This is a genomic window from Plantibacter sp. VKM Ac-2876 (assembly GCF_015350715.1).
Classification (GTDB): Bacteria; Actinomycetota; Actinomycetes; order Actinomycetales; family Microbacteriaceae; genus Plantibacter; species Plantibacter auratus.
Genome location: NZ_JADKSI010000004.1, coordinates 184,450 through 203,989, shown reverse-complemented (window position 1 = coordinate 203,989; position 19,540 = coordinate 184,450). Strand labels below are relative to the sequence as shown.

Annotated in this window: 19 protein-coding genes; 15 read left to right on the top strand and 4 right to left on the bottom strand. The window is 69.0% G+C overall.

Annotated features, from left to right (window positions below; genetic code table 11):
* The first annotated feature begins 43 nt into the window (after positions 1–43).
* From thrB to prfA, 3 genes are all read left to right on the top strand, one after another.
* Complete coding sequence (thrB, locus tag ITJ62_RS17460) at positions 44–1,000, top strand: homoserine kinase (RefSeq protein ID WP_194604887.1); 957 nt, start codon at positions 44–46, stop codon at positions 998–1,000.
* A 232-nt stretch (positions 1,001–1,232) separates the two neighbouring features.
* Positions 1,233–3,452 (top strand): transcription termination factor Rho, encoded by a 2,220-nt coding sequence (gene rho / locus ITJ62_RS17455; RefSeq protein ID WP_194604884.1) that lies wholly within the window; start codon positions 1,233–1,235, stop codon positions 3,450–3,452.
* 109 nt (positions 3,453–3,561) lie between these two features.
* Entirely contained in the window at positions 3,562–4,641 is a 1,080-nt protein-coding gene (prfA, locus tag ITJ62_RS17450; protein WP_071262434.1) for a peptide chain release factor 1, read from the top strand.
* A gap of 66 nt (positions 4,642–4,707) precedes the next feature.
* On the opposite strand, the gene ITJ62_RS17445 is transcribed toward prfA, so the two are convergent.
* From ITJ62_RS17445 to cysK, 3 genes are all read right to left on the bottom strand, one after another.
* Complete coding sequence (locus ITJ62_RS17445) at positions 4,708–6,264, bottom strand: ABC-F family ATP-binding cassette domain-containing protein (protein WP_194604881.1); 1,557 nt, start codon at positions 6,262–6,264, stop codon at positions 4,708–4,710.
* Positions 6,265–6,355: 91 nt separating this feature from the next.
* Complete coding sequence (epsC, locus tag ITJ62_RS17440; RefSeq protein ID WP_194604878.1) at positions 6,356–6,922, bottom strand: serine O-acetyltransferase EpsC; 567 nt, start codon at positions 6,920–6,922, stop codon at positions 6,356–6,358.
* A 9-nt stretch (positions 6,923–6,931) separates the two neighbouring features.
* Positions 6,932–7,870, bottom strand: coding sequence for a cysteine synthase A (gene cysK, locus ITJ62_RS17435; protein ID WP_064295302.1), 939 nt, complete (start codon positions 7,868–7,870; stop codon positions 6,932–6,934).
* A 163-nt stretch (positions 7,871–8,033) separates the two neighbouring features.
* Between cysK and prmC the strand changes: the two genes are divergently transcribed.
* Positions 8,034–8,945 (top strand): peptide chain release factor N(5)-glutamine methyltransferase, encoded by a 912-nt coding sequence (gene prmC / locus ITJ62_RS17430; protein ID WP_228498757.1) that lies wholly within the window; start codon positions 8,034–8,036, stop codon positions 8,943–8,945.
* A gap of 42 nt (positions 8,946–8,987) precedes the next feature.
* Here prmC and ITJ62_RS17425 read toward each other — a convergent pair whose 3' ends face one another.
* Entirely contained in the window at positions 8,988–9,626 is a 639-nt protein-coding gene (locus tag ITJ62_RS17425; protein ID WP_370581987.1) for an HAD-IA family hydrolase, read from the bottom strand.
* A 125-nt stretch (positions 9,627–9,751) separates the two neighbouring features.
* On the opposite strand from ITJ62_RS17425, the gene ITJ62_RS17420 reads away from it, so the two are divergent.
* The 11 genes from ITJ62_RS17420 to ITJ62_RS17370 all read left to right on the top strand — a co-directional run bounded on the left by ITJ62_RS17420 (position 9,752) and on the right by ITJ62_RS17370 (position 19,533).
* Positions 9,752–10,549 carry a glycosyltransferase family 2 protein gene (locus tag ITJ62_RS17420; RefSeq protein ID WP_194604872.1) on the top strand — a complete coding sequence of 266 codons (798 nt, stop codon included), beginning with the start codon at positions 9,752–9,754 and terminating at the stop codon, positions 10,547–10,549.
* Positions 10,546–11,517, top strand: coding sequence for an NAD-dependent epimerase/dehydratase family protein (locus ITJ62_RS17415; RefSeq protein ID WP_194604869.1), 972 nt, complete (start codon positions 10,546–10,548; stop codon positions 11,515–11,517). The genes ITJ62_RS17420 and ITJ62_RS17415 overlap by 4 nt, the downstream gene beginning before the upstream one ends.
* Positions 11,518–11,529: 12 nt before the next feature.
* Positions 11,530–13,350, top strand: a complete 1,821-nt coding sequence (locus ITJ62_RS17410) for a nucleoside-diphosphate sugar epimerase/dehydratase (RefSeq protein ID WP_194604866.1) — start codon at positions 11,530–11,532, stop codon at positions 13,348–13,350.
* Positions 13,347–14,333 (top strand): glycosyltransferase family 4 protein, encoded by a 987-nt coding sequence (locus ITJ62_RS17405; RefSeq protein ID WP_194604864.1) that lies wholly within the window; start codon positions 13,347–13,349, stop codon positions 14,331–14,333. Before ITJ62_RS17410 ends, ITJ62_RS17405 begins: the two co-directional genes overlap by 4 nt.
* 73 nt (positions 14,334–14,406) lie before the next feature.
* Positions 14,407–15,075 carry an L-threonylcarbamoyladenylate synthase gene (locus ITJ62_RS17400; protein ID WP_085513240.1) on the top strand — a complete coding sequence of 223 codons (669 nt, stop codon included), beginning with the start codon at positions 14,407–14,409 and terminating at the stop codon, positions 15,073–15,075.
* Complete coding sequence (locus ITJ62_RS17395) at positions 15,072–16,337, top strand: MraY family glycosyltransferase (protein ID WP_194604861.1); 1,266 nt, start codon at positions 15,072–15,074, stop codon at positions 16,335–16,337. The genes ITJ62_RS17400 and ITJ62_RS17395 overlap by 4 nt, the downstream gene beginning before the upstream one ends.
* A complete protein-coding gene (locus tag ITJ62_RS17390) occupies positions 16,334–16,819 on the top strand; it encodes a hypothetical protein (protein ID WP_085513235.1) in 486 nt (161 codons plus the stop codon). The genes ITJ62_RS17395 and ITJ62_RS17390 overlap by 4 nt, the downstream gene beginning before the upstream one ends.
* A 275-nt stretch (positions 16,820–17,094) precedes the next feature.
* Positions 17,095–17,874, top strand: a complete 780-nt coding sequence (gene atpB, locus ITJ62_RS17385; RefSeq protein ID WP_175117868.1) for a F0F1 ATP synthase subunit A — start codon at positions 17,095–17,097, stop codon at positions 17,872–17,874.
* A gap of 46 nt (positions 17,875–17,920) precedes the next feature.
* Positions 17,921–18,154 carry an ATP synthase F0 subunit C gene (gene atpE / locus ITJ62_RS17380; protein ID WP_064295310.1) on the top strand — a complete coding sequence of 78 codons (234 nt, stop codon included), beginning with the start codon at positions 17,921–17,923 and terminating at the stop codon, positions 18,152–18,154.
* A 30-nt stretch (positions 18,155–18,184) separates the two neighbouring features.
* On the top strand, positions 18,185–18,736 hold the full coding sequence (locus tag ITJ62_RS17375) for a F0F1 ATP synthase subunit B (protein ID WP_194604858.1): 552 nt from the start codon (positions 18,185–18,187) through the stop codon (positions 18,734–18,736).
* Positions 18,736–19,533 carry a F0F1 ATP synthase subunit delta gene (locus tag ITJ62_RS17370; RefSeq protein WP_071262369.1) on the top strand — a complete coding sequence of 266 codons (798 nt, stop codon included), beginning with the start codon at positions 18,736–18,738 and terminating at the stop codon, positions 19,531–19,533. The genes ITJ62_RS17375 and ITJ62_RS17370 overlap by 1 nt, the downstream gene beginning before the upstream one ends.
* Positions 19,534–19,540 lie beyond the last annotated feature (7 nt).

The window sequence follows — 19,540 nt, the reverse complement described above, 5'->3', positions numbered from 1 at the left end:
ACCGCGTCGCTCGCCGACCTCTCACCAGATTGCAGGCATCCCTATGAGTCACACCGAACCGCTTGCGATCGGACGCACCGTCACCGTGAAGGTGCCGGCGACCACCGCCAACCTCGGCCCCGGCTTCGACACGCTCGGTCTGGCGCTCGCCCTGTACGACGAGCTGACCCTCACGGTCCGCGAGGAGCCGGGCGTGTTCGTGGAGGTCATCGGCGTCGGCGCCGGCGAGGTGCCGACCGACGCGTCGAACCTCGTGATCACCGCGATCGCACACGCTCTGCGTGCCTACGGCCACGACCTCCCCGGTCTCGACGTCGTCGCGCGGAACGTCATCCCGCACGGCCGCGGCCTCGGTTCCTCGGGCGCCGCGATCGTCTCCGGCATCATGGCGGCGAAGGGGCTCCTCGAGGGTCGGGTCGAGCTCGGTCCGGACGACCTCCTCCGGCTCGCGACGGAGATGGAGGGTCACCCCGACAACGTCGCTCCGGCGCTGTTCGGCGGTCTGACGATCGCCTGGACGACGGACGAAGGTCCACAGCACAAGAAGCTCATCGTCCACCGCGGGGTCTCGCCGCTCGTGCTCGTCCCCGAGCACACGATGTCCACGGAACTCGCCCGCAGCCTGCAGCCCGCCAACGTGCCGCACGCCGACGCCGCGTTCAACGTCTCCCGTTCGGCGCTCCTCGTCGCCGCGCTCACGCAGAGCCCCGAGCTCCTGCTCGCGGCCACCGAGGATCGGCTCCACCAGAGCTACCGCGCCGCCGCGATGCCCGAGACGAACACCCTCATCACGCTGCTGCGCGAGCACGGCTTCGCCGCCGTCGTGTCCGGCGCCGGCCCGTCGATCCTCGTCCTCGCGGACGATCCCGGACGACGCCTCGAAGCCACCGCGCTGGTCGCCGAGCACGCCACCACCCCGTGGCAGTCGCTCATGCTCGCGGTCGACTTCAAGGGTGCTACAGTGGGAGGGCACCCGGCCCACCCCGCCTCTCCGGCGTAACCGGCTTCCGGGGCAATTCCGCACAATCATCGCTTTCGCACCAATTGATCGCGTCTGTTCGGGTCCCACCGTGTTTCCATCCTGCTGAGCAGCGCTCCGCCGGGTCGTCGCACCGGGCTATCCGCACAGGCTCTGCGTCGTGTGAACATCACCCACTCGCCGCACAGGATTCCGGTGCGATCGCCGCCTGCGCGAGACAGCTCTGTCTCGACGCAAGGGAAGGAAGACACACGTGACAGACGTCAACGAAGGCGCCTCAGGCGTCTCGCTGGATGCCGACCCGAAGACGCTCAAGGTCGCCGACCTGCAGCGTCTCGCCGCCGCTCTCGGAGTGGCCGGAGCCTCGAAGCTCCGCAAGGGCGAGCTGGTCGAAGCCATCCAGACCATCCAGAACAGCACCGACACCGACACCGACGCCGCGGCCACCGAGACCGCCGACGTCATCGAGTCGGTCTCCGCGCTCGAAGTCGCGCCGGAGGCACCGGTGCAGTCCAAGCTGCCCGAGCTCGACCTCGCGCTCGACCAGGCCTTCGGCGCCGAGAAGGCGGCCCCGCCGGCGCGACGCAAGTCCCGCCGGGCCACGACGGCCACCGTCGCCCCGAACGCGACCCCGATCGTCGGCGCTCCCGTCGTCGAGGCACCGGCTGCGCCGGCTGCCGCACCCGCCCCGGTCGAGGCCGAGGCACCGTCCGCTCCGGCCGACGCGGCTCCCGCCGAGCAGTCCGACGACGCCGCCGCGACCGCCGAGACGCAGAGCGCCGACGAGACGACCCCCGAGCAGACCCCGAGGCGTTCACGAGGCAACCGCCGTGGTCGCGGACGCGATCGTGACCGCAACGCCGACGACGCCGAGCAGAACACGGCTGAGCAGGGCGCCGGCGAGCAGGCCGGCGGCGAGCAGCACCGCGCAGCACAGAACGCCTCCGAGCAGGACTCGAACGACGACGCCGCCAACACGGACGCCGACGACACCCAGGACGGCGAGCAGCAGGACGGCCAGTCGTCCGGCGGGCGTCGCGGTCGCGGCCGTGGCCGCAACCAGAACAACGGCGGCCAGAACAACGGCAACCAGAACAACGGTGGCCAGAACGCCGACGCCGGCCAGAAGGCCGACGCCAAGCAGGAGCAGCAGGGGCAGAACCGCGGCAACCAGGGCGGTCAGGGCAACCAGGGCGCACCGGGCGACGAGTCCGAGGGTCGTGGCGGCCGCAGCCGCTACCGCGACCGCAAGCGTCGCGGATCCGTGCAGAACGACGACGTCGAGCCCGAGATCGCCGAGGACGACGTCCTCATCCCGGTCGCCGGTATCCTCGACGTCCTCGACAACTACGCCTTCGTGCGCACCTCCGGCTATCTCCCGGGCACCAACGACGTCTACGTCTCCCTCGGCCAGGTGAAGAAGTACCACCTGCGCAAGGGCGACGCCGTCGTCGGGGCCATCCGTCAGCCGCGCGACAACGACAGCAGCAGCCGCCAGAAGTACAACGCGATCGTCAAGGTCGACTCCGTCAACGGCCTGTCCGTCGACGAGGCCGGCGCACGCGTCGAGTTCGGCAAGCTGACCCCGCTGTACCCGCAGGAGCGTCTCCGTCTCGAGACGGAGCAGACGAAGCTCACGCAGCGCATCATCGACCTCGTCGCACCGATCGGCAAGGGCCAGCGCGGCCTGATCGTCGCCCCGCCGAAGGCCGGGAAGACCATCGTCCTGCAGCAGATCGCCAACGCGATCTCGATCAACAACCCTGAGGTCCACCTCATGGTCGTGCTCGTCGACGAGCGTCCCGAAGAGGTCACCGACATGCAGCGCACGGTGAAGGGTGAGGTCATCGCCTCCACCTTCGACCGGCCGGCCGAGGACCACACGACGGTCGCCGAACTCGCGATCGAGCGCGCCAAGCGTCTCGTCGAGCTCGGCCACGACGTCGTCGTGCTGCTCGACTCGATCACGCGTCTCGGTCGTGCCTACAACCTGGCCGCACCCGCCTCGGGTCGGATCCTCTCCGGTGGTGTCGACGCCGCGGCGCTGTACCCGCCGAAGCGCTTCTTCGGTGCCGCTCGCAACATCGAGAACGGCGGATCCCTCACGATCCTCGCGACCGCGCTCGTCGAGACCGGTTCCAAGATGGACGAGGTCATCTTCGAGGAGTTCAAGGGCACCGGCAACTCGGAGCTCCGGCTCTCGCGCCAGCTCGCCGACAAGCGGATCTTCCCGGCCGTGGACGTCAACGCGTCCTCGACCCGCCGCGAGGAGATGCTGCTCGCCCCCGACGAGGTCAAGGTCACCTGGAAGCTGCGTCGTGCCCTCGCCGGCCTCGACCAGCAGCAGGCCCTCGAGGTCGTCCTCGGCAAGCTGAAGGAGACCACGTCCAACGTGGAGTTCCTTGTCCAGATGCAGAAGTCGATGCCCGCACCGACCTCGCACAGCCACGGACACGAGAACAACCACCGCTAGCGGTCCCGACCGACCCCATCCGTACCCGCGCCGCTCCGGCATCGGGAACGGGTGGGGTCGGTCCCGTTTCGCCCCCGGTGCCGCATGATGGTGATGAAGGAAGAGAACGATGTTCGAATCAGTTGAGACGCTCGTCGCCGAGCACAAGGATCTCCAGGATCAGCTCGCCGACCCGGCGGTCCATGCCGACCCCGCACGGTCGAAGAAGATCAACCGCCGCTACGCCGAGCTGTCGAAGATCATCGCGGCCTACCACACCTGGCAGGCGACGCAGGAGGACCTCGACGCCGCTCGGGAACTCGCCAAGGAGGACGAGGCGTTCGCCGAGGAGGTGCCGGTGCTCGAAGAGCTGCTGGTGACCAACCAGGAGAAGCTCCGCCGTCTCCTCATCCCGCGCGACCCCGACGACGGCCGCGACGTCATCATGGAGATCAAGGGTGGCGAAGGCGGCGCCGAGAGCGCGCTCTTCGCCGCCGACCTGCTCCGGATGTACCTGCACTACGCGGAGTCCAAGGGGTGGAAGACCGAGCTCCTCGAACGCACCGAGAGCGACCTCGGCGGCTACAAGGACGTCCAGGTGGCGATCAAGTCCAACGCGACCGACCCGTCGCAGGGGGTCTGGGCGCACCTCAAGTACGAGGGCGGCGTGCACCGCGTGCAGCGTGTGCCGGCCACCGAGTCCCAGGGCCGCATCCACACCTCCACCACGGGTGTCCTCGTCTTCCCCGAGGTCGATGAGCCGGAGGAGGTCGAGATCAGTCAGAACGACCTGAAGATCGACGTCTACCGGTCGAGCGGCCCCGGCGGTCAGTCGGTCAACACCACGGACTCCGCGGTGCGCATCACCCACCTGCCGACCGGCATCGTGGTGTCGATGCAGAACGAGAAGAGCCAGCTGCAGAACCGTGAGGCCGGTATGCGCGTCCTCCGCGCACGGATCCTCGCGCGTCAGCAGGAGGAGCAGGCGGCACTCGACAGCGCGGCCCGCAAGACGCAGATCCGCACGATGGACCGCTCCGAGCGCATCCGCACCTACAACTTCCCAGAGAACCGCATCGCCGACCACCGGACCGGGTACAAGGCGTACAACCTCGACGGCGTCATGAACGGCGCGCTCGGGCCGATCATCGAATCGGCGATCACCGCCGACGAGGAAGCGCGCCTGGCCGACATCGGCGACCAGGACTAGGACTCGAGAACGCAGTCGTGGTCGTCATCCCGCTCGGATGACGACCACGACTGCGTTCTCGTTCGTTCAGCCGATGCGCAGTCGCTTCGTCGCGACCTTGTCGGCGAAGAACCGGTCGTGGCTGACCACGACGATGGCGCCGGGGAAGTGCACGAGAGCGCGCTCCATCACCTGCGTGCTCGCGAGGTCCAGGTGGTTCGTCGGCTCGTCGAGGAGGAGCACCGAAGCTCCGGAGAGCAGGCACTGGGCCATGGCGACGCGGGCGCGCTGCCCACCCGAGAGCATGCCGATCTTCTGCTTGAGGTCGGCGTCGGAGAACTGGAACATGCCGAGGAAGCGGTTCACCGACTTCTTCGTCGCCGCGAAGGCGAGGCTGTCGGGCATGGCACCGACGGCGTGCGCCACCGTGTCGGTGAGGTCCAGCTCGTCGACCATCTGGTTGTAGGACGCGTATCGGACCCCGCCGGTCCACGTGACGTGACCGGCGTCGGGGCGTTCGTCGCCCTCGAGGATCCGGAGGAAGGTGGACTTGCCCGCGCCGTTCGGTCCGTGGACGACGATGCGTTCGCGGCGGCCGATCTCGAGGTCGAGCCCGTCGAACAGCGTGTGCTCGCCGTAGGCCTTCGTGAGCCCCTGGATCCGGCAGAGCGTGTCCTTGATGTGCAGGCCGCCGTAGATGTCGGTGATGATGTCGTCGACCGGGCGCGGCGGCCTGGCCTTCTTGATCTTCGCCAGCTGTGAGGAGAGGTCCTTCTTCCCGGCGGCCTTGGCCGCCTCGCGACGGTCCGAGATGCCCTCGGCCTCGAAGGCGAGCAGCTCGGACTCGTGGACGAACTGCGCCTCGAGGCTCTTGAGTCGGAACTGCTTCTGGACGACGTACTCGTCGAAGCTGCCGGGGTACTCGTGGAGGTGGAAGTTCTCGACCTCGACGATGCGGGTGACCACGGCGTCGAGGAAGGTCCGGTCGTGCGAGACGACGATGGCCGCGCCGCGGAACGAGCCGAACCAGGATTCGAGCCACTCGACCCCCGCGACGTCGAGGAAGTTCGTCGGCTCGTCGAGGAGCAGGACGTCCGGGCGCTCGAGGAGGATCTTCGCGAGCGCCGCGCGGTTGCGCCAGCCGCCGGAGAGGGAGTCGATGGGGAGCACGCGGCGCGCGGCGTCGAAGCCGAGCGTGGTGAGGGCGGTGTCGATGTGGCGCTGGTAGTCCCAGCCGTCCTGGCGCTCCATCTCCTCGAAGAGCTCGGCCTGCCGTTCGATGAGCTTCGTCATCCCGTCGAGGTCGTTCGGGTCGGCGGCGATCGCGGCGTCGATGGACGCGAGTTCCGCCTCGATGGCGTGGATGTGGCCGAAGAGTCCTTCGAGGACCTCGGTGATGGTGGCGCTGCCGTCGAGCTCCGAGAACTGCGAGAAGTACCCGATCCGCGTCCCGTCCTCGATGGTCACGGTGCCCGAGTCCGGCTGGAGCTGGTCGAGGGCGAGCTTCAGGAGGGTGGACTTGCCGGAGCCGTTCCGGCCGATGAGCCCGACCCGGTCGCCTGGCTCGAGCCGGAAGAAGACGTCGCGGAGCACCGGGCGCTCCTCGAACCGGACGGTGACGTCGTGCAGGCGGATGAGACTCATGGGGACCTCTCGAGGAGCGGGATGCGGGTGGGATGCGGGAGATCGTCGTCCGGGGGAGGCGTGGGCGACGGATCGCCTCACCTCGCGCGGATCAGATGTGGTACTCGGGATCGAGCAACGCGAGACCGTGCGTACCGCTCCCGCGCGGGCGCTCGACCGCCGGGACGCCGAGCAGCAGGCTGCGGGGTGGGCACGCCTTGGTGACGACGGCGTTCGCGCCGACGATGGTGCCGGCACCGATCCGGATGGGCCCGAGGATCTTCGCCCCGGCACCGACGGCGACGCCGTCGCCGATGGTCGGGTGGCGCTTGCCGACGCCGCGGCTCTTCCCGCCGAGGGTCACACCGTGGAAGATCATGACGTCGTCGCCCACCTCGGTCGTCTCGCCGATGACGACGCCCATACCGTGGTCGATGAAGAACCGCCTGCCGATCCGGGCGCCGGGGTGGATCTCGACCCCCGTGAGGAACCGGGTGAACTGCGAGCCGAACCGGGCGAGGGTGCGGAAGCCGCGGCGCCACAGTCGGTGGTTCACGCGGTAGGCCCAGACGGCGTGCAGCCCGGAGTAGCTGAGTGCGATCTCGATGGTGCCGCGGGCCGCCGGATCGTGTGCGCGTGCGGCACCGATGTCCTCGCGGACCCGCGACAGCATTCCCATGCGTCGAGCCTAGTCGCGCAGGTCGTCGTACATCGTCGTCGACAGGTAGCGCTCGCCCGCGTCGGGGATGATGACGACGATGGTCTTGCCGGCCATCTCCGGACGGCGTCCGACCTCGAGGGCCGCCCACACCGCGGCGCCGGAGGACATGCCGCCGATGATGCCGTCGTCGGTCGCGAGGCGTCGTGCGGTCGCGTAGGCCGTGTCGGTCTCGACCGGGATGATCTCGCTGAACAACGAGGTGTCGAGGATGTCGGGCACGAAGTTCGGGCCGATGCCCTGGATCTTGTGTCCACCGGCGCGACCCTCGCTGAGCAGCGGGGAGTCCGCGGGTTCCACGGCGATGATCTGCACGTCGGGGTTGTGCTCGCGGAGCCAGCCCCCGACGCCGGTGATCGTCCCGCCCGTCCCGATGCCCGCGACGAACGCGTCGACCGTGCCCGCGGTGTCCTCCCAGATCTCGGGTGCGGTCGTCCGCCGGTGGATGGCGGGGTTCGCCTCGTTCTCGAACTGCCTGACCCAGACGGCACCGGGGTTCTCGGCGACGATGCGCTGCGCCTCCTGCACGGCGTTCGCCATCCCCTTCGTCGGATCGGTGAGGACGAGCTCGGCACCGTAGGCGCGGAGGAGGGTCCGGCGTTCCTTGCTCATCGAGGCGGGCATCGTGAGGATGACCCGGTAGCCCCGCGCGGCTCCCACGAGGGCGAGCGCAATGCCGGTGTTCCCGCTCGTCGACTCGACGATGGTCCCTCCTGGCTGCAGCTGGCCCGAGGCCTCCGCCGCATCGACGAGCGCGATGCCCAGGCGGTCCTTGACACTCGATCCGGGGTTGTAGAACTCCAGCTTCGCCAGGACGGTCGCGCCGACACCCTCGGCGATGCGGTTCAGACGGACGAGCGGGGTGCGGCCGTAGGCCTGGGTGATGTCGGTGTAGACGGTGCCGGTCACGGTGTTCCTCTTCCTCGAACGGGGCTCGGTTCAGCCTACGACCTGGTCGATCGGCGGTGTCCCGTGTGACGACGAGGGTTGCCGGCCCGCGGCCGCACCGAGGCGGTGGGGTAGGCTCGGTGCGGCCCACCCGACCAGGCCGCCCCAGATGATGACCTCGCTCATGCCCAGCACCCCTTCCGCCGCCGCCGCCGCAGACACCCCGTCCGCCGGCCACCCTGCGACCGTCGAACTCGCGCGCCAACACGCCGTCGAGATCCTCACCCGTGCGGCCGTGCCGTCACCCGACGTCGACGCCGAGCTCCTCCTCGGACACGTGCTCGGCCTCGGTCGTGGTGCCGTGCAGGCCGCGGCGATCACCGGTCGCGTGCTCGACGCCGAGGAGCGCACCGTGTTCGCCGAGCTGGTCGAGCGTCGGGCCGCGCGCGAACCGCTGCAGCACATCACGGGTCGCGCCGCGTTCCGTTCGATGGAACTCGCGGTCGGACCAGGCGTCTTCGTGCCGCGCCCCGAGACCGAGTCGGTCGTGCAGTTCGCGATCGACGCGCTCCGAGCCGTTCCGATCCCTCGGCCCATCGGCGTCGACCTCGGCACCGGCAGTGGAGCGATCGCGCTGGCGATGGCGACCGAGGTCCCGAACGCGGCGATCTACGCGACCGAGAACTCGGTCGAGGCGTTCATCTGGGCGAGACGGAACTTCGCCGAATCCGGTGCCGACAACGCCACCGTCGTCTTCGAGCACCTCGCCGACGCCTTCCACGAGCTCGACGGCTCGGTGGACGTCGTGATCTCGAACCCCCCGTACGTCCCGGACGACGCGATCCCGCGCGATCCCGAAGTGCGTTTCCACGACCCCTCGGCAGCGCTGTACGGCGGGCCGGACGGTCTCGACGTGGTGCGTCAGGTGTCCGCCACCGCGCAGCGCCTGCTCCACCGGGGCGGCACGCTCATCATCGAGCACGGTGAACTCCAGGGGCAGGCCATCCGCGAGCTGCTCACGGCCGACGGCTGGCACGCGGCGGCGACGCACCGCGACCTCACCACCCGCGACCGCACCACCATCGCGATCCGCTGACCCGTCGGTCCCGGCATCGCCGATCTCAGCGGCGGGCGGGTGTTACCCGGTGGCCGCCACGAAGGCGTCGACCGCGGCGTCGAGTCCCGCGACGTCGAAGGCACCTGAGGCGTCCTTCGTCAGTCGGAACGCGTGCATTCCCACGGCCTCGGCGCCCGCGCAGTTCGCTGCGGAGTCGTCGATGAGCATGGTGCGGCCGGGTGCGACGCCGTACCGGCTGAGCGCGCGGGTGTAGACACGGGGCTCGGGCTTCTCCGCTCCGAGGACGGCGGACACGAGGTCGTTCTCGCCGAGGAGGGCTGCGGCTTCGGGAGCCAGCTGCGCGAAGGAGTCCCGGAACGGGATCGGATTGTTCGACAGCAGGGAGACCGTGCCGAGGGTCGCGGCACGGGCGAGGGTGGCCAGGACGCCGGGAACCGGCGTCATCGCCGCCGCGCGGGCCTCGCGCCACTCCTCGAGGGACAGCGGGTACCCGGTGACCTCGGCGAACACCGCCAGATAGTCGTCGCTTGTGGGGTACTCGCCGATGTTGGCCGCGGCCTCATGCCCGCCGACCCACCACAGCTTCGCGAGCCGGTACTGGCTCACGCCCGTCAACCGGGAGAGCGCCGGGAGGCGTTTCCGGAAGTCGTAGTCGTACAGGGTCTTGTCGCAGTCGAAGAAGAACACACGCTCTGGCACCACTCCAGTATGCGGCCCCGGGCTCCCAGGACCGGACGCGGGCAGCACGTAGACTGACCAGGCGCGTCGGGCCCACGTCCGTCGTGCCTCGGCGGTGCCGTCCCCGCCGCCGGAGAGGGTGAACCGTGGACCGTCCTGTGACCGCCTGCATCGTCATGTACCGGAACGATCGCGACAAGCTGCGTGCGGCCATCGACTCGACCCTCGGGAGTCCGCTCGTCGAGACGCTCTACCTCGTCGACAACTCGCCGACGGACGAGCTCCGCGACCTCGCGGACGACCCGCGGGTCGAGTACCTGCACAACCCCTCGAACCCCGGCTTCGGCGCCGCACACAACCTCGCGATCGCGAAGGTCCTCGGGCGCTCGAAGTTCCACATGGTGGTCAACCCGGACGTGTACTTCGAGCCGGAGGCGATCGAGCAGCTCCACGAGTTCATGCTCGAGCACCCCGAGGTCGGGCACGTCATGCCGAAGGTGCTGTACCCCGACGGATCCCTCCAGTACCTGGTGAAGCGGAACCCCTCCGTCTTCGACCTGTTCGCCCGCCGGTTCCTGCCCGGCCCGCTGAAGCCGCTCGTCGCGAAGCGCATGGCCCGCTACGAGTACCGCGACATCGACGAGAACCCGGCGCACGACTACAACAAGACGATGTTCGACGTGCCCTACCTCTCAGGGTGCTTCATGTTCCTCCGGACCTCGACCCTGCACCGCGTCGGCTTCTTCGACGAGCGGATCTTCATGTACATCGAGGACGCCGACCTCACCCGACGCTTCCTCCAGGTGTCCCGGACCGCGTACTACCCCGGCGCGACGATCCACCACCACTTCGCGAAGGGCTCGCATCACAACCGGAAGCTGATGTGGTACTCGATCCAGGGGGCCTTCGTGTACTTCCGCACGTGGGGATGGTTCGGACGATGAGCCGAGTGCTCGTGACCGGTGCGACCGGCTTCATCGGGACGAACCTCGTCCCCGTCCTCGAGGCGGCCGGCCACGAGGTCGTGCCGTTCTCGTTGCGCGGGTGGACAGGGGAGCCCTTCCCCGCGGACGTCGACGTCGTGGTGAACCTCGCCGGGAAGGCGCACGACCTCGACGGCACCGCCTCTCCCGAGGTGTATCGCCGGATCAACACCGACCTCGCCGAACGCGCGTACGTCGCCTTCCTCGCGTCGGACGCCACCACCTTCATCCAGCTGAGCAGCGTCGCCGCGGTGAACGAGGCGACGGTCGACGGCGTGCTCGACGAGTCCGCCGAGCCCCACCCGGTGACCCCGTACGGGAAGTCGAAGCTCGCAGCCGAGCGGCTCCTGCTCGCCGTCGAACCGCCCGCCGGTCGCCGGACGATCGTCCTCCGTCCGACGATGGTGCACGGGCCGGGGGACAAGGGCAACCTGCGCCTCCTCTTCGGCCTGCTGTCCCGCGGTATCCCGTACCCGCTCGACGCCTTCCGCAACGAGCGCAGCTTCGTGTCGATCCACAACCTCACGTGGGCGATCACGAGCATCATCGACACGCCCGCCGTCACGACGGGTGTCTACCTCGTCGCCGACGACGAGCCCGTGTCGACGGGGCACCTCGTCAGCCTCATCGCCGAGGTCACCGGTCGCCGTGTCCGTCGCCTGGCGCTCCCACCGGCCCTCGTGCGGCTGGCGGCCGCCGTCGGCGATCGCGTCTCCGCCGTGCCGCTCAACTCCGGGCGTCTCGCGAAGCTCACCGAGGACTACCGCGTCTCCGGTGCCCGACTGCTCGGTGCACTCGGGCACGAGCGCATGCCGACGGCGACGGACGACGGTCTCCGGTCCTCGATCGCAGCCCTCGCGGCGGAGCGCGGTGCGCCCGGCCCCGACGCGCAGTCCGTGCGCAGCCAACGCGAAGCCGGCGATCGGTAGGATCGACACGTTATGACCTCCACGCTCCCCGACGCCCCCCGTAGATGGACGCAGGCGCCCGGTCCTCGTTTCGCCGCGAAGACCGCCCTCGACGCACTGTGCTGGGTGCTCGCCATCGTGGTCGCCCAGCTCGTCCGGTTCGAGCTCGAGTACGAGCGCGTGGCCCTCGTGGGGACGGTCCTCCTGTGCGTCATCGCCGTGGTCGCCCAGCTCGTCGTGGCCTACCTGTGGAGCTACTACCACGGCCTGCACAGCTTCGGCAGCTTCTACGAGGCGAAACAGCTCATCGTCGTCGCGCTGATCGTCACCGCGATCCTCATCGCGGTCAACGCGGTGTTCGGCGTCGCGTGGGGGGTTCCACGGTCCACCACGGTGATCGCGTTCCCGTTCGCGATCGTCTTCATGGGCATCACGCGCTACGTCAAGCGACTCTTCGTCGACAGCCGCAGCCGGCCGATCGAGGCGCAGCGCGTCCTCGTCTACGGAGCCGGTGCGCTGGGGATGTCGATCATCCCTCGGCTCATGCGCGACCCGCAGTCGCCCTACCTCCCGGTGGGTGTCATCGACGACGACCCCTCGAAGCGCAACTTCCGCATCGCCTCCGTCGCCGTGGTCGGCACGGGAGCCGACCTGGTCGCGGCCGTCAAACGCACTGGGGCGCAGGCGCTCATCATCAGCATCGCAGACGTCGACAACGACTTCATCCGCCAGGTCAGTGAGCGAGCCGACGAAGCGAAGCTCCGGGTGCTCGTCGTCCCTCCCATCGACACGATGCTGGCTCCCGGGACGGGCGAGAGCGCGCCGAGCCTGCGCGACCTCAACGTCGAGGACTTCATCGGCCGCAACACCGTCGACCTGCAGGTCGAGAGCATCGCGGGGTACCTCACCGGCAAGCGCGTGCTCGTCACCGGTGCCGGCGGATCCATCGGCTCCGAGATCGCCCGTCAGGTCAACCAGTTCGGCCCGGCGGAGCTCGTCCTGCTCGACCGCGACGAGACGGGGCTCCACACCACGCAGCTCTCGATCTCCGGACACGGTCTGCTCGACACCAAGGAGGTCGTGCTCGCCGACATCCGCGACCTCCCGTCGCTCATGGAGATCTTCGAGGACCGCCGTCCCGACGTCGTCTTCCACGCGGCAGCGTTGAAGCACGCTCCGATGCTCGAGCAGTACCCCGACGAGGCCTGGAAGAACAACGTCCTCGGCACCCTGAACGTGCTGAACGCGGCGCGGGCCGTCGGCGTCGGCACCTTCGTCAACATCTCGACCGACAAGGCCGCGAACCCGACGACCGTCCTCGGCTACAGCAAACGCATCGCCGAGAAGCTCACCGCCTGGATGAGCGCCCAGGAGACCGACGCGCGCTACCTCTCGGTCCGGTTCGGCAACGTCATCGGCAGCCGCGGCTCCGCCATCCCGGCGTTCACCGCCCAGATCGAGGCCGGCGGTCCGGTCACGGTCACGCACCCCGACGTCACCCGCTTCTTCATGACGATCCCCGAAGCGTCGAAGCTCGTCATCCAGGCCGGCGCGATCGGCGACCCGGGCGAGGTCCTCATCCTCGACATGGGCCGTCCGGTCCGCATCCTCGACGTCGCCAAGCGCATGATCGCCGCGTCCGGCAAGGACGTCGAGATCGTGTACACCGGTCTCCGGCACGGCGAGAAGCTGCACGAGGTCCTCATCGACACCGACGAGATCGCCGACCGCTCGAAGCACCCGAAGGTCTCGCACACGCGGATCCAGCCGCTCGACCCGGCACTGCTCGACATCGACGTCTGGCGGGAGACGATCGCCGACGAGGGCGCCGGCACCCACCACCTGGTGCAATGACGGTTGCCATCCTGGCGGGGGTGCTCGCGCTCGTCGTGAGCCTCTTGTCCCAGCTCGCCATCCGCCCGATCCTCATCCGTCGGGCGGTCGTCGACACGCCGAACCACCGATCCATGCACGTCACCCCGACGATCCGCGGGGGAGGGATCGGCGTCGCCGTCGCGGTCGCCGTCGGTCTCGGTACGGCCGCGGTCCTGCTCCACAGCCTGCCGCTCTGGATCGTCGCCGCCGTGTCGATCGTGAACGCGGCCATCGGAGCCGTGGAGGACGTCCGCGGACTCCCCGTCCGGGTGCGCTTCGGGTTGCAGGTCGTGCTCGGACTCGTGGCGACCTGGGTGCTCGTCGTCTCGATGGCCGCGAGTTTCTGGTGGATCCCGCTCGGGATCGTGGCGCTCGTCGCCTACACGAACATCGCGAACTTCATGGACGGCGTCAACGGCATCTCCTCGATGCACGGCACGGTCGTCGGCGGGTTCTACGCCGGCCTCGGCGCCGTGGCCGGACTCCCGGGCGTCACGGCAGCCGGCCTCGTCGTGGCGGCCGCGTTCCTCGGGTTCCTGCCGTGGAACCTCGCTCGGCGCCGGATGTTCCTCGGCGACGTCGGCAGCTACCTCCTCGGCGGCTCCCTCGTCGCGGTCGCCATCTACGCGGCCTTCAGCGGTATCTCCTTCGTCGCGCTGATCGGCCCGGTCCTCGTGTACGTCGCCGACACCGGGACGACGATCATCGCGCGCTGGCGGCGGGGGGAGCCGCTGCACGAGGCGCATCGCAGCCACGTGTACCAGCGTCTCGCCGCCGGCGGACTCGGTCACCTCGGGTCCACCGCCGTCGTCAGCGTCGCGACCCTCGCCACCGGGCTCCTCGGGGTGGTCGTCGCGACGGGCGCCTGGCCCCTCCAGGTCCTCGCCGTCCTCGGCATCCTGCTCGTCCTCGCCGTCTACCTGTGCCTGCCCAGACTGCTCGGAAGACGCCCGAGGCTATGATTGAGCGTCGTCACCCCGATCATCCGGCCGACTGATCACCGATCGGCGGCCCCGTTCAGCCAGGACCCACCACATGCCGCAGACCTTCGATTGCCAGGATCACGCGCAGCTGCTCGCCGGGATGCGCCTGGCTCGGACGGCCCTGGCCCGGGGTGAGCTGGTCGTGCTCCCGACCGACACGGTCTACGGTGTGGCCGCCGACGCGTTCTCGCCGGCCGCGGTACAGCGCCTGCTCGACGCGAAGGGTCGGACCCGGCAATCACCGCCGCCCGTCCTCGTCTCGGGTGTGAACACGCTCGAGGCTTTGGCGGCGTCCGTGCCCGATGCCGTGCACCGGCTCGTCGAGGCGTTCTGGCCCGGCGGCCTGACCATCGTGCTCGAGGCCCAGCCCTCCCTCGCCTGGGACCTCGGCGAGACCGCCGGTACGGTCGCGCTCCGGATGCCGTCGAACCCGGTGACCCTCGAACTCCTGCAGGACACCGGCCCGCTCGCGGTCTCCTCGGCGAACCTCACCGGGCGACCGGCCGCCACCTCCGCCGCCGCCGCGCTCGAGATGCTCGGCGACTCGGTCTCGGTCTACCTGGACGGCGGCGAGAGCGGCGAGCAGTCGTCGACGATCATCGACGCGACCCGCCTCGGCACGGCCGACGAACGGATCGTCGTCCTGCGCGACGGAGCCGTCTCCCGCGAGGCGATCCGCGACGTGGTGGGCGATCTGCTCCCCGAGCCTCGCGAGCCATGAACCAGTTCTCCGGGTACCTGATCGTGCTCGTCGTGAGCGCGGGCATCACCTTCGGCTTCGCGCACCTCGCGCGGCGGGTCGGCGTGAAGTACGGTCTCCACCCACCGATCCGCGAACGCGACGTCCACCAGACGCCGACGCCGCGCCTCGGCGGGGTCGCGATGTTCATCGGCATCCTCGTCGCCTTCGGCGTGGCCTGGCAGCTGCCGTTCTTCGACCTCGTGTTCGCCGATCCTGAGCCGGTGCTGGCGATCCTCGGAGCCGCCCTGTTCATCGTCGGGATCGGCGTCGCCGACGACCTGTGGGACCTCGACTGGATGATCAAGCTCGCCGCGCAGTTCATGGCGGCAGGGCTCGTCGCCTGGCTCGGTGTGCAGATCTACTCCTTGCCCATCGGCGGCCTGACGGTCGGCTCGTCGTGGGTGTCCTTCTCGATGACGGTCTTCGCGATCGTGCTCGTGATGAACGCGATCAACTTCGTCGACGGGCTCGACGGGCTCGTCGCCGGTGTCGCCGTCATCGCGAACACCGTGTTCTTCGTCTACACCCAGCTGCTCGTGACCTCCACCGGGGCGAGCGACTACTTCAACCTGGCCTCGCTGATCGCCGCGATCCTCGTCGGTGCCTGCCTCGGTTTCCTCCCGCTCAACTGGCACCCCGCAAGGCTGTTCATGGGCGACGCCGGTGCCCTGCTCGTCGGACTCCTCATGGCGACCTCCGCAGCCGCCGTGACCGGCCAGGTCGACCCGGCCGCCCTCGGCCGCACGCAACTGTTGCCAGCGTTCATCCCGATCCTGCTCCCGTTCGCCATCCTGGTCGTGCCGCTCGCCGACTTCGTGCTGGCCGTCCTCCGTCGTCTCCGCGCCGGCAAGTCGCCGTTCAGCGCCGACCGGATGCACCTCCACCACCGGCTGCTCGACCTCGGTCACAGCCAGGTGCACGCCGTCCTCATCTTCTACGGCTGGACGGTCGTCATCTCCGTCGGATGCCTGGCGTTCTTCGCGGCCCCGACCTGGCTGGCCGTGCTCTTCGTCTCCGTGGGCGTCGTCACCTGCACGGCCTTCACCCTCCTGCCGATCGGTCGCCGCAGGCGGGCCGACCGGCTCGCGCAGCGCGTGGACGTCGGCACGGAGGGGGCTCCCGGGTCGGCGCTGTACGATCGGCTCGACGAGGCCTCCGGGCAGCGCGACCCCGAGGCGCCCGTGAGCGGCGACACCCTCGACACCCTCGACTCTCTCGCCAAGAAGGACCAGCACCCATGACTCCTCCCGCCCAGGCCGGCTCGCACGCGAGCGCCAACCGGGTCTTCCGCACGGCACTCCGGTACAGCGCGCTCCTCGCGCTCGTGATCGCCGTCGTCGGGGGAGTGGTCGGCTGGAGCGTCGACGGCTCCCGCGGGCTGACGAGCGCGCTCATCGGCACCGCGATGGCGCTCGTGTTCCTCGGCATCACCTCGGTGAGCATCCTCTTCGCCAACCGCTGGTCCGGCCAGGAGTTCTTCGTCGGCATCCTGTTCGGGGTGGTGATGGGCAGCTGGCTCGTGAAGTTCGTCATCTTCCTCGTCCTGGGCTTCATCCTGAAGGACCAGCCCTGGGTCAACGCACCGATCCTGTTCGGGAGCGTCATCGTCGGCGTCGTCGGCTCGCTCGTGATCGACGCCGTCGTGGCGGCGAAGGTGCGGGTGCCCTACGTCTCGGACGACATCCTTCCGAAGGCATCGCCACAGGACTCCGACCAGGGCTGACGCTGCGGACGCATCCAGGTCGCGCGGGAGCATGCCGGAACCGGTATCCCAGGCGCACCCGAGGTCGCGGCTCGGAATATAGTCGTGGAATACCACCCCTGGGTTCGTCGGCGCCCGGTTTCCTTGCTAGACTCGTCAACGAATCCTCCCACTAGCACCGCTTCGGCGTGCGGCGAGGAGACATCCCCCCTGTTCGTCGCCGCGAGAGCTCTGCTCCACGCCCCCGAAACTGGAGATACGTGCTGTTCGCTAACGCCGTGCACCTGATCGCACCGATGGCCGCCGAAGATGGCGAGTTCCACGGTCCGTCGATCGACGAGTTCTTCCCTGACATCATCCTCTTCGAGGGCACGCCCTTCGCGATCAACCGGGTCATCCTGATCCGCTTCATCGCGGTGATCGCCCTCCTCCTGTTCTTCTGGCTGTCGACGCGCAAGATGCGCCTCGTGCCCGGCCGCGCGCAGAGCCTCGCCGAGATGGGGCTCGGCTTCGTCCGCGTCAACATCGCGGAAGACCTGCTCGGCAAGAAGGACGGCCTCCGGTTCCTGCCGATCCTGACGACCATCTTCTTCATGGTCCTCGCGATGAACCTGACGGGCATCATCCCCGGGCTGAACCTGGCCGGTACCTCGGTCATCGGTGTCCCGCTGGTGCTCGCGCTGGTGTCCTACGTCACCTTCATCTACGCCGGTATCAAGAAGAGCCCGGGCAAGTTCTTCAAGAACTCCCTCTTCCCCTCCGGGGTGCCGTGGCCGGTGTACATCATCGTCACGCCGATCGAGCTCATCTCGACCTTCGTCATCCGCCCGCTCACACTGACGCTCCGACTCCTCATGAACATGATCGTCGGGCACCTGCTCCTCGTCCTGTTCTTCGCGGCGACGCAGTTCTTCATCGTGAACCTCGGCGGATGGTTCGCCCTGATGGGTGTCGGGACGCTGGCCTTCGGCCTCGTCTTCACCCTCTTCGAACTCCTGGTCGCAGTCCTCCAGGCCTACGTCTTCACCCTCCTCACCGCGGTCTACATCCAGCTCGCGGTCGCAGAAGAGCACTAATCGAGCCCGGCACCCGCCAGGTCTCACCCAACGGAAGGAAACAAACGTGGACGCAACTACCGTTCTCGCCGCCCTTGAAGGAAACATCGCGACGGTCGGTTACGGTCTCGCAGCCATCGGCCCCGCCATCGGTGTGGGTATCGTCGTCGGCAAGACGATCGAAGGCACCGCGCGTCAGCCCGAGCTGGGTGGTCGTCTCCAGGTCCTCATGTGGATCGGTATCGCCTTCACCGAGGCGCTCGCCTTCATCGGCATCGCGACCTACTTCATCTTCGTCTAAGCCCCCTTTCACATCTCCGAAGGAGGCAAGATGTTTGATGCAGTGATCATCGCTGCTGAAGAGGGCGCTCCGACGAACCCTCTCATCCCAGCGTTCTACGACATCTTCTGGTCTGCCGTCGTCTTCATCATCATCCTCGGCTTCTTCTGGAAGCTGGTCCTGCCCAAGGTGCAGAAGCTCCTCGACGACCGCGCAGCGGCCATCGAGGGCAACATCGCCAAGGCCGATGAAGCGCAGAAGCAGGCCGAAGCGGCGCTCGAGCAGTACAACGCTCAGCTCGCCGAGGCCCGTCAGGAAGCCGGCCGCATCCGCGAGCAGGCTCGTGTCGAGGGTCAGACGATCCTCGCCGAGCTCAAGGAGCAGGCCACGGTCGAAGCCGCTCGCGTCACCGCGAGCGCTCAGGCACAGATCGAAGCCGAGCGTCAGGCGGCCGTCGTGTCGCTGCGTGCCGAGGTCGGCACGCTCGCACTCGACCTGGCCAGCGGCGTCATCGGCGAGACGCTGAACGACGACGCGAAGGCCACGGCGGTCGTCGACCGGTTCCTCGCGGACCTCGAAGCGTCGGAGAAGGCAGCCAAGTAATGGGAAGCGCGACCAGAGAAGCACTCGCCTCGTCGAAGGAGGCCCTCGCCGCCCTCGGCGCCGGGGCCGATCTGGCCACCGCGGACGGACTGTTCGCAGCGGGCCGGGCCATCGGCGGCTCGAGCCACCTGAGCGCGGCGCTCAGCGACCCCGCAGCCGACGCCGGTGCCAAGCGCACCGTCGTCGAGCGGATCTTCGGCACCCAGCTGAGCGCTCAGGCGCTCGGCCTGCTGCAGACCGTCGTCTCCGGCCGCTGGTCCAGCGAGGCCGACCTACTCGCAGGCATCGAGGAGCTCGGCCTCCGGGCCGCCTCGATCTCCGCCGGCGCTCAGGGCGACATCGAGGCCGAGCTGTTCGAGTTCGGGAAGCTCGTGTCGAGCAACCACGAACTCGAACTCGCCCTCAGCAGCAAGCTCGGCTCGTCCGCTGCGAAGGGCGCCCTCGCGGCGTCCCTCCTCGCGGGCAAGGCGAGCCCGCAGACCGTCAGCATCGTCGGTCAGCTCGTGCAGCAGCCGCGAGACCGTCGGATCGGAGAACTGCTCCGGTACGCATCAGGCATCGTCGCCGACCAGCAGGGCCTCGCGGTCGCCACGGTCACGGCAGCCGCACCGATCGAGGCGTCGCAGCTCCAGCGCCTCGAGCGCCACCTCGCCACGGCCTACGGCCGTCAGGTGAAGATCAACCAGGTGATCGACCCCGCCGTCGTCGGTGGACTGCGCGTGCAGCTCGGGGACGACGTCATCGACGGCAGCCTCGCTGCCCGACTGAACGACCTCCGTCTGCAACTGGCCGGATAACGGCCCG